9 protein-coding genes and 1 pseudogene are annotated in these 9,828 nt (G+C 46.2%); 3 read left to right on the top strand and 7 right to left on the bottom strand.

All coding sequences use genetic code 11. The annotated features are described in order from the left end of the window. Positions 1–457, top strand: a 457-nt coding sequence (locus AZ66_RS22645; protein WP_044356927.1) for a UbiA family prenyltransferase, incomplete at its 5' end; no start/stop codon positions are given. A gap of 186 nt (positions 458–643) precedes the next feature. Beyond that, positions 644–910, top strand: a complete 267-nt coding sequence (locus tag AZ66_RS22640; protein ID WP_044356925.1) for a hypothetical protein — start codon at positions 644–646, stop codon at positions 908–910. A gap of 555 nt (positions 911–1,465) precedes the next feature. Here AZ66_RS22640 and AZ66_RS22630 read toward each other — a convergent pair. The 6 genes from AZ66_RS22630 to AZ66_RS22605 form a co-directional block, all read right to left on the bottom strand. Continuing rightward, positions 1,466–2,956, bottom strand: coding sequence for a peptide MFS transporter (locus AZ66_RS22630; RefSeq protein WP_021258977.1), 1,491 nt, complete (start codon positions 2,954–2,956; stop codon positions 1,466–1,468). A 433-nt stretch (positions 2,957–3,389) separates the two neighbouring features. Continuing rightward, positions 3,390–3,917 carry a hypothetical protein gene (locus AZ66_RS22625; protein ID WP_021258976.1) on the bottom strand — a complete coding sequence of 176 codons (528 nt, stop codon included), beginning with the start codon at positions 3,915–3,917 and terminating at the stop codon, positions 3,390–3,392. A gap of 417 nt (positions 3,918–4,334) precedes the next feature. Next, a complete protein-coding gene (locus AZ66_RS22620; protein ID WP_044356920.1) occupies positions 4,335–5,330 on the bottom strand; it encodes a polyprenyl synthetase family protein in 996 nt (331 codons plus the stop codon). Then, on the bottom strand, positions 5,317–5,769 hold the full coding sequence (locus AZ66_RS22615; protein ID WP_021258974.1) for a hypothetical protein: 453 nt from the start codon (positions 5,767–5,769) through the stop codon (positions 5,317–5,319). Before AZ66_RS22615 ends, AZ66_RS22620 begins: the two co-directional genes overlap by 14 nt. Before the next feature lie 97 nt (positions 5,770–5,866). Continuing rightward, on the bottom strand, positions 5,867–7,738 hold the full coding sequence (locus tag AZ66_RS22610; RefSeq protein WP_021258973.1) for an FAD-dependent oxidoreductase: 1,872 nt from the start codon (positions 7,736–7,738) through the stop codon (positions 5,867–5,869). A 192-nt stretch (positions 7,739–7,930) separates the two neighbouring features. Next, positions 7,931–8,440, bottom strand: a complete 510-nt coding sequence (locus AZ66_RS22605) for an FMN-binding protein (protein WP_021258972.1) — start codon at positions 8,438–8,440, stop codon at positions 7,931–7,933. 425 nt (positions 8,441–8,865) lie between these two features. On the opposite strand from AZ66_RS22605, the gene AZ66_RS22600 reads away from it, so the two are divergent. Next, positions 8,866–9,576, top strand: coding sequence for a queuosine precursor transporter (locus AZ66_RS22600; RefSeq protein ID WP_044356919.1), 711 nt, complete (start codon positions 8,866–8,868; stop codon positions 9,574–9,576). A gap of 128 nt (positions 9,577–9,704) precedes the next feature. On the opposite strand, the pseudogene AZ66_RS31565 reads toward AZ66_RS22600, so the two are convergent. Next, positions 9,705–9,828, bottom strand: a pseudogene (locus AZ66_RS31565) (ZIP family metal transporter); the annotation flags it as partial.

Below are 9,828 nucleotides of genomic sequence, written 5' to 3'. Positions count from 1 at the left end.
GTGCCACCTGTACTTAGGCTTTACGATTGCATCAGCTCCTATTGGTGCTTGGTTCGCCGTGACTGGGAAGTTTGCCGTAACGCCGTTTATATTGGGCACAATCGTCATGCTGTGGATTGCGGGATTCGATATCATCTATGCGACGCAGGATATTGAGTTCGACCGCAAGACCGGATTATGGTCGGTGCCGAGCATCTTCGGCTACGAAGATTCGCTCTTCATCGCGCGTTCATTGCATACGATCATGGTTGTGCTGCTGCTCGTACTGTTCGTCATTCGGGGTCTAGGCACCGTTTATTTAATCGGCATCGGAATCGCGGTCATATTGCTGATGCTGGAGCATAACATCATCAAACCATCGAGCCGCGAACGGATGAATGTCGCATCGTATAACTTGAATCAAGTCATCAGCATGACCATTCTGTTCTGTACGATGGCGGACTTTTTCTTGAAATAGGAATTAGAATAAAAACAGGAGTTTTGTCTCAATGACATCGCTCCTGTTTTTATTTATTGAGTTTGATCATATTCGGCACACGTTTGTTATAATAGTTGCAATGCATAGTAAATATTTGGAACATGCGGACATCGAGATAATATGAGCAGTTACGAACACGTTTCTTGTAAAAGGGGGCGTTAGAAAATGAAGATGAAAGAAATCGCACTCTCCGTTATTATCTATGCTTTTCTAGGGTATTTATGGGTCCTTTTATCGGAGCGAATGGTCAGCATTGCAAATGCAATGGGCAATATGCTCATTGGTGGTTTGCTCCTATCTGTTGGGACGTTGTTATTCTTCGCTATTGTTAATCGAATTGCACCTTTCCACAATTATAAGCTCACCCACCCTACGAGATTAGTCGGTGCTGCTTCTTTTCTAACCGTCGTGTTAAGTATTTTATTTGTATAGATATTCTGCTCCCACCACACCTAAGGGTTGATAGTGCATGTAATATGCAGCGTACCTCATAAACCATTTCCCATCTTATGGGTATTTCCTAACATGCTCCTAATTAAAGGGGGATTCAACTGTGGATGGACTTATTATTACCTCGGCTTTTATCATACTTTTACTACTTGTAATGCAACTTATTCGATTCCGTGGAATAAATGGATCGAACGTAACTATGTCGCTTTTCGGGATAATTGTGATTGTTGCGCGCCCTAGTTTTAGAGTGGAGTATCCTGTTCTTTTTTATATCTTGTGTACCTCGTATGTGGTTATTGGGGTGGTTATGTTTTTTGTTTTTCTTCGTGGTAAAAGGGATAGGTAGAGTCATGTCAGGTATAGGCAGGAAGCTACGTGATTTCCAAATCCAGCGTAAGTAAAGGCAGTGTCACTCTAATTTGAAAAAACGGACATTAGCTATTAAAAAACCCGCCCCTTTATCTTAAGAGGCAGGTTTGCTGATTTTTTGATGGTTGGAATAATCGGCAGGCAACTCTTTATGAAGAACTGAGCTGCTTACTTTACACCTTTCATGTAGCTCTGAATCTTAGGTGACAGCAAATAAAGCACCAGACTCAGTACGAGGGCCACCCCACCAATAACTCCGAAGTACAACATCTCAGTCTCGGGCGTATAGAACTTCACAATCTGTGCGTTAATGGCTTGAGCAGCGGCGTTGGACAGGAACCATAGGCTCATGGTCTGAGCCGAGAAGGCCGCAGGCGCTAGCTTCGTGGTAGCCGAGAGGCCAACCGGCGATAAGCACAACTCTCCGAGTACAACGACGAAGTAGCTGAGGACGAGCCACAATGGGTTAACGAGCGAACCAGCACCGCCAAAGTAAGCCGGCAGCAAAATAATCAAAAAGGACAAACCAGCAAACAGCAAGCCCAGAGAGAACTTCTGCGGTACAGTCGGTTGGCGATTGCCCAGTTTAACCCACAGCCACGCAAATACGGGTGCGAATAGGATGATGAATAGTGGATTCAACGATTGAAACCAAGCCGGTGAAAGATGAATACCCGCGAAGTCCAATTGGGTACGCTTGTCCGCATAGTTAGCCAGAATCGTAGATCCTTGCTCCTGAATGGCCCAGAACATAATCGCAGCAATAAACAAAGGAATGTACGCAATAATGCGGGAACGCTCAACGGGCGTTGTTTTCGGACTGCGGTACATCACGACAAAATACAAGGTTGGAATCAGTATTCCCAACACGCCAACAAGCTTGATAAAGGTGTCAAACGTAAGTGCGCCCATTAGAATCGCAATCGTGATCAAGGCAGCGAGAACAACGATGCTTACAGCAATAATGGTAAATACCTTTTTCTTCTCGGCAGGAGACAGGGGGTTAACGACGACTGTACCGGCAATACCCAAATTTTTAGGACGAGTTACTACGAAAACAATTAGACCTAGCAACATCCCGACAGCGGCAAGACCGAAGCCAAGGTGGAAATTATTCATCCCAACGGTTCCTACAACCAGAGGAGCGAGAAAGCTTCCTAGGTTAATCCCCATATAAAAAATACTGAAGCCCGCATCTCTGCGGTTATCTTCTTCCTTATAAATATCCCCCACTAAACTGGATACATTGGGTTTCAACAGTCCTGTACCTAATACAATCAAGATCATGGATACAAAGAAAAGCGCGGTATTTCCCGGTATGGCCAGCACGATATGCCCGCACATAATCAAGACTCCGCCATAAAAAACCGCTTTCGACGTACCGAATATTCGGTCAGCCAACCAACCTCCAATGATTCCTGACATATATACGAGTGATCCATAAATGGACATGATGGCAAGCGCGATGTCTTCCGGTAACCCAAGTCCGCCCTGTGTCACCTCATAATACATAAAGAATACAAGGATAGCCCTCATCCCATAGTAGGAAAATCGCTCCCAGAACTCTGTGAAAAAGAGGGTGAAAAGGCCCTTAGGATGTCCAAAAAAACCTTGTTGTGGGACACTTTCTATTATCTTCTTCTTATCATAATTGGGCATAACAACTCTCCTTTGATGTCGATATCCTGCTGTAGCGAATTGTATAATAATGAGTGTAAATTAATTATAATACTTGTTGTGGTTTTACAGCAACCATCCACAGATAGTAATATAAGTAAAAATAAATATGCTTCTTCCAATATTACTATTCCACATGACTGAGGTATTCATCACTCTTTTTTTGATGCTGTTAATTGGGTGTTTTGGATGGTAACTGGGATACGCTTCAAAGCAGAGAGAAGCAAGTGTATGTAAGGGGGAATGGGATGAAGATACCTGGAGTATGGGAATCGGATACTCAGCAGAAATCGTTGAACAGGTGAGCAGGACGGTTAAGCACTCCATATTCTCAATGCTGAGGCCATTGGCTCCGAATTGTAGAGCCATATACAACAAGAAACCCGCCTCCTTAACTAAAGGGGCAGGTTTCTTGTTATTTCGTGCTGGAATCACCGGGAACTTCTTCGTGCTCCATTGCATATTCAAAATCATCGATATCGTAAATGGGAATCGGGATTTCGTTCGTAATCAGTCGATCCACATATTCGAACTGATCAGTAAGTAAGGGAGCCTGTTCACGTATAGCGGTAAGGATAAGTTCCGTTTCGACGGGGTCGAATGTCTCGCCATAGCGGGCGTTATCCATCGCATTGACGACAATGCAGGATACGTTGCCCTGCAAAATAAGCGGTGGACTGTGGCGCCAAGGGGCTGTCAGTGCACGTTCGATCTTCTTCTTGTTCAGCTCGCTCTCGAAGTAGGAGATGAGCTCCTCAATTTGCTGCTTGGCATATACGTCTTCCTCGGGGTCAGGCATGACCTGGTCACCTTCCAGACGCATTTCATACAGCTCGAGTATCGTCGTGTATGGAATTATATATTCGACTGGACGCGTCGGCACAGACAGTTGACCATAGACCGCCAGCATGACTGCTTCTATTACGAATTGGCGAGGCTTCATCGTCGTACCTCAACCTCCTTTATCTATGGTGTAAGTGACAGACAAGCAGCCTGTACATATTTATAATACCACCTTGCCCTAACGCACAAAAGAGTAAACGGTACAATTTGTAAACAATTGATACTAAAAAAATAGCCAAACCCTTATTTGAACAAGGATTCGGCCAATTAGCGTTTGTACAAAGAGGTAAACTTTTCAGCACCGAGAAGGTTGCAGGAACCCGAAGGTACGCTTTCGAAGCGAGTTTTGCTCTGCAAAACTTTTAGGGAGGAGCACAGTGAAGTCGAAACTACATGAGCACCTGAAATGTTTCCGTAGGAAACATACTTCGAAAGCATATGCTCTTCAAGGGTGAGTGCAAGATTCGACGTCGAATTACTCTTACTCCTCTGATATTGCTTCGTGATCAAAAGTTCACTAGTAAGTGCGGGCTTCGAAATAATGCCACAATGCCTTCAAATCCCGGTGGGCAGGATAAGAAGACAGCTGCTCCGTTATATTCCAAGCCTCCTTCATGAACTCATGACTCATTTGGAGCGCTTCATCCAATGTGCCACTGCGATGAATAAGCGCAATGGCTTCATCGAATGCATCATCTGGAGAATCTGCCTTCAACTCATGTATCTTCGCTGCGATCGATGCGTCACGCATGGCCAGAATGACCGGCAGCGTTGCATGTCCGTTCCGCAGATCGACCCCGGCAGGCTTGCCGAGTGATTCCGAAGATTGGGTGAAGTCTAGAATGTCATCCCGTACTTGGAATGCCATCCCTAGCTGATCGCCGAATGCGTACAACTGATCGATTACGTGTTCATCAGCGCCTGCTGCCTTCGCACCTAGCTGCAGGCAAGTTGCCATCAAGAGCGCCGTCTTGTTGCGCGTCTTCTCCCAATACGCATCAAGCGACAGGTCGAAATTGTATTTCAACTCCATCTGCTGATATTCACCCAGACACAGCTGCGTCGTTGTAATCGACGCCAGATCATGTGCGTAAGGCTCATGATCCTTGCCGCTAGCTGTTAGCAGTTCGATGACACGGCACATAATGTAGTTGCCAATGTGAACCGCGTCATAGATGCCTGTCTTGCAGTGCAGCGCTGGCTGGCCTCGGCGCGTATCAGACTGATCCAGGATGTCGTCGTGAATAAGTGACGCTACATGAATAAGCTCGGCAGCAGAGGCTAGTCGGTAGACATCTTCGGATTCCACGTCTGTGCCGAAGCGGCTGCCTACGATTGTCATCATAGGTCTAAGACGCTTGCCTCCTGCACGGATGAGATCCAACACGCTCTTCGCGACAATGGATCGGGAGGGGACATCCGGATCATGCAGAATAACGCGTTCTAAATCCCGATTAATTCGCCGTAGGGAGATGTTCAGCTGATCGCTCAGCGTACCGTTAAATGATGCCATAGGAAGCCACCTGCTTATAATGAGTGGACACGAAACGGCCCATTCGTTGATGCAGCATCATATCCGAGACAGCGCCCTCGACACGGCGAATCTGGATGCGCTTGTTCGTCGTTGCCAGGTCTACAATGAGCTGTGTCATTCCGTGGCGGACGGCGAATTGATAGTACAGGCTGAGCAGGAAGTCACCGTCCAGTACAGCCTTGCCTGCGAGCTGTTCATCCTGCGGGACATGTTGATGTGTACGAAGTGCTTGACGAAGCAGCCAGTAGCAGCCGAGCAGCACTTGGCGTTCCTGCTGCTGCATGTCGTACGCATTCAGCATGCGAGCCATGTCGAGCAGCAGATGTTCATCTGTTCCAGCCGCCAATTGAATGCCGGTGATCGACGGGAGATGCTGTGCCAGAAGGTCACTTGTTTGATTCAATAGTTGCCGATTCATGGGAACCCCCCGCTTCCCTCAGAAATAAGGAAAGTAATGTGACACGAAGTACACATTACTTTTCCAGTACACCATACCATCTATTCTTGTTGAGCAATTAGTCCGTATACAGGTACCAGCGCTTTACGAACGGAATCTTCTTCCAAATGCGCTTCAGGCGTGGATACAGGTAGTAGTCCAGACCGAACGTGCTACCGGAACCGCCGATAAGCGCGATGCCGCCGAAGAAGTACCAGAACATTTCATAAGGAGCCATACCGGACGTGTAAATCATGACGCCCATCGCAACAGTTCCGATCGATGCGATCGCTGTGAACAAGCCCAAGATCAACATAATACCGAAGATAACCTCAGCTGCAACCATGCAGCCTTGGAAGATGTAAGCCATTGCTGTATAGCCGCCATCGTTTGTATAGAACATCAAATCCATCGACCAATCGACAATGCCCTTAACGAAATCAGGCACCGGAATCGCCTTGATAGCCGTACTTGCACCTTCAACAGCGGATGCTGCTGTCTGTGCGTCAACCGTTGTATGAACTGCATCAACCGCTTGAGAAGCTGCAGTCACACCATCCATCGCCTTAGGCGGGATGAGGAACATCTGCGAAGGATCCTTCAGCAATTTCGAGGCCTTCTCCCAACCTTGGGACAACCACATGAAACCGATATAGATCCGAAGCGGAACAAGCCAGAAATTCGGGGAACGCTTAGCAAAATGTCCACCGACGAAGCTGCGGCGATTCTTCACATGGAAGAATTCGTGCATCATGTAAGACCAGATCTTATGGAAGCCAAGTACTTGCAAGAAGTACACAATATTAATCATATGCTTGAAGAACATGGCCATGAAGCCAGTGAAGTGGAACATTTTCTTCGGCGTACCGACTGCGGCTACCCCGTAACGTCCACCGATACAAACCATCGTGCCGTGGAAGGTTGGCTTATACGACTTATGCGTGCCATTCTTCAAGTCAGCCACGATATTATGTGCGATAAGTCCAGCAGAGTGCTCGGCGTTCTCAACCATTTGCGGGACAGGACGCTCTTCACCTTCTGGAATATAGAAGATGTTGTCGCCGACAACATACACATTTTTATGATCAACGGACTGCAATTTGTCATTTGTCAAAATGCGCTTGCGTCCTTGCTGCTGTACATCAAGGTTGCCTACAAGATCGGAACCTTCGACACCGGCAGTCCAGACGACCGTGCTAGATTTAATTTCATTATCGCCAAGGATAACGGAATTCGGCGTAACGCCGGAAATCTTTGCACCTGTTATGATTTCAACCTTCATTTTGCGGAGATACTTATCCGCCTTATCAATCAGCTTTTGTGGCAGGATTGGCAAGATTTTCGGTGCCATATCTGCTACAACGAGGCGAACCTCAGACTCGTCCACATGGAACTCATGGCATAGCTCTTCACGATATTCAGCCAATTCGCCGACCAATTCGACACCAGTGAAGCCGGCGCCGACGACGACGAATGTGAGCATTTGCTTGCGCAGCTCTGGATCTGTAATCTTCGTCCCGTCCATGAACATTTGACGAATTTGTTGCTTCAGTTTAACTGCATCCTCGAACGACCAGAGGGAGAAGGAGTTCTCTTCTGCCCCCTCGATACCGAAGAAGGATGGCTTACAACCTGTACCAATAACAAGATGGTCGTAATTGTAGGATTTCTTTCTGCCTTGCAGCTTCTGTCCGTTGAAATCAATGTTCTCGATCTCATCCAGCACAACGTCTACTTTTAGACCTGCAAAGATTTGCTTCAGGTCCATTTTGATTGCTTCTTCTTCGACGCGGCATGCTGCAACCTCGTGCAGCTCCGTCATCATCGTATGGAAAGGTTTACGGTCGATGAGCGTAATGCGAATGTCTTTGTCTTTCTTCAGACGCTTCGCCAGCTTTTTCGCTGTCAGTACGCCACCATAACCGCCGCCCAATACAACGATCTCTTTCATGGTTTCACCCCGTTGTAATGCTTATTTGTCAATATTTAAAAATTGAACTATCTAATGCGAACAAGGGAGCTCCGCGAATAAAAAAGCGATATATGGCTCTCAAGCATTCATACGCTGCTTGTGCCCATTTTGCTTTCCTACTGCGGAGCTTCCGTGTTATCTCTATGTGATCAAGGAAGGAGTAGACTTATCTTACTTCGCGTTAGCCAGTGCTTCTTGAGCAAGTTTCACGAAGCTGCCAACGTGGATAGATACGCCGGATACAGCGTCTGTTTTACCTTCGTTGTTTACAGCGATCGCAGCTGGATCTTGCTTAGCGATAAGTTCTTGCTCCATTTTTTCAGCTTGCTCGTGCCATTCGGAAGAAGCACCGCCAGCTTTCATACCGTATTTGCCGTCTTGAGATTGCTTTTTCTTGGAATCTCCGCCGTCTTTATGAACGCCATCCCAGTTTACAGCTGTGATCTTGCCGTCTTTAACTGTGATGTCCATTGTTTCTTTCCAACCGGATTTCTCATCGAACTCAGGAGATTCTGCATGGTAGTCGCCGTCTTTCAATGTTACTTGAGCAGCGTCTTTATTCGCTTCTGTTGATGTGTTTGTTTCAGGTTGTTTTGCAGCTTCCTCTTTCTTATCTCCACAACCAGCCAACATACCTACTACTAATACCGCAGATAGTAACAGTACAAGTTTCTTTTTCATAAAGAGTCCCCACCTTTTCTTTAGTTCAAAATTACTTTGTGAAAATTATAACTAACTGATTTACAATGTTATTTTAACATTAACTACCTCTATTGAATGTGATATATGTCACACTTAAAGGGTAAATTTTTAACTAAACCAAACTTTTTCCACGACGGTTTATTAGCTGCGCATTGACGATGCAGCTATGTATGACAATATATTCCCTCCATATCGCTCACAATATACGAGAGATGCGACGGTAACGTTCATCCATCCATGTTAAATAATTGCTTCCACTTAATATAAAGGATAATTGCATTGCATTTCAGTGATATTTTTCTATTGGCATGTTAGGTATGCATATGGTAAAGTTATGGCTTGCGCCTAGGCGCCGCGGTTCGTAACCATCCCGCGTAATCAAAACTAGGGAGGAAGTTTATTATATGTTCAACTTTACTTGGGGCATTCTGTTCGTGCTTGCGAACTTTGCCTTCTTCTTGATTTGTTACCGGGCATTTGGCAAGTCGGGACTATATGCTTGGATTGGTGTAATGACGGTTATCGCCAATATCCAAGTTGGGAAGACGATTGAAATGTTCGGCATCGTCATGACGCTCGGCAACACGGCGAATGCAACGCTGTTCTTGACGACGGATCTGTTGAATGAGAAGTTCGGGCGTAAGGAAGCGAAGCGTGCAGTGTGGTTCGGATTCTTCACGTTGATTATGACGACGATCATTATGCAGATGGCTCTTCGCTTTACGCCAGAGGCATCTGATATGGCGCGTACGGCACAAGCATCGCTGTCGAATATTTTTGATTTGATGCCTCGCCTTGTCGTAGCAAGCTTGACTGCGTATTTCGTCAGTCAGTTCCTAGATGTGAAGCTCTTCAGTTGGGCGAAGGGGAGATACCCGAAGGCAGGCCAACTGTGGATTCGAAGCAATGGTAGTACAGGAATTAGCCAAATGGCGGATTCGCTCGTATTTTGTACGATTGCGTTTGCCGGCATCGTCCCTTGGGATGTATGGTTCCAAATCTTTATTACCACTTATGTGATTAAGCTCATCATCTCGGTGTTGTCGACACCGATTCTATATTGGGCAAGAAGCTTCCCTGTTCGTGATGATGTGGAAGGACAGCAAGCGAAGTAGGGAGCGCACATTGGTTGACTTAGTAAAGCGGCTAGCTTCATTATAAAAGTAAGACCCCGATACCGATATGGTGTTGGGGTCTTTTGTATATGTACTCTCGTATAGTCACCATTGTCTAAGAGCATTGGCTAGAACCAGTCCGTCAATCCAATCATCGTAATAAGGCCAAGAATGAAGGAGACGGTGGCCGACCGCTGATGTCCGTCTCCATGACTTTCAGGAATTAGTTCTTTATACACAATGAACATCATT

Origin of the sequence: Paenibacillus sp. E194, assembly GCF_000935845.1 — a bacterium.
In the GTDB taxonomy this organism is placed as follows: domain Bacteria; phylum Bacillota; class Bacilli; order Paenibacillales; family Paenibacillaceae; genus Paenibacillus_B; species Paenibacillus_B alvei_B.
Note: the sequence above shows the minus strand (reverse complement) of the source record. Positions and strands in the feature narration are given on the sequence as shown.

Excerpts from the sequence above, each read along its gene's own strand:
- AZ66_RS22640 (WP_044356925.1), top strand. The coding sequence starts at position 644 with ATGAAGATGAAAGAAATCGCACTCTCCGTTATTATCTATGCTTTTCTA.
- AZ66_RS22630 (WP_021258977.1), bottom strand. The coding sequence starts at position 2,956 with ATGCCCAATTATGATAAGAAGAAGATAATAGAAAGTGTCCCACAACAA.
- AZ66_RS22625 (WP_021258976.1), bottom strand. The coding sequence starts at position 3,917 with ATGAAGCCTCGCCAATTCGTAATAGAAGCAGTCATGCTGGCGGTCTAT.
- AZ66_RS22620 (WP_044356920.1), bottom strand. The coding sequence starts at position 5,330 with ATGGCATCATTTAACGGTACGCTGAGCGATCAGCTGAACATCTCCCTA.
- AZ66_RS22615 (WP_021258974.1), bottom strand. The coding sequence starts at position 5,769 with ATGAATCGGCAACTATTGAATCAAACAAGTGACCTTCTGGCACAGCAT.
- AZ66_RS22610 (WP_021258973.1), bottom strand. The coding sequence starts at position 7,738 with ATGAAAGAGATCGTTGTATTGGGCGGCGGTTATGGTGGCGTACTGACA.
- AZ66_RS22605 (WP_021258972.1), bottom strand. The coding sequence starts at position 8,440 with ATGAAAAAGAAACTTGTACTGTTACTATCTGCGGTATTAGTAGTAGGT.
- AZ66_RS22600 (WP_044356919.1), top strand. The coding sequence starts at position 8,866 with ATGTTCAACTTTACTTGGGGCATTCTGTTCGTGCTTGCGAACTTTGCC.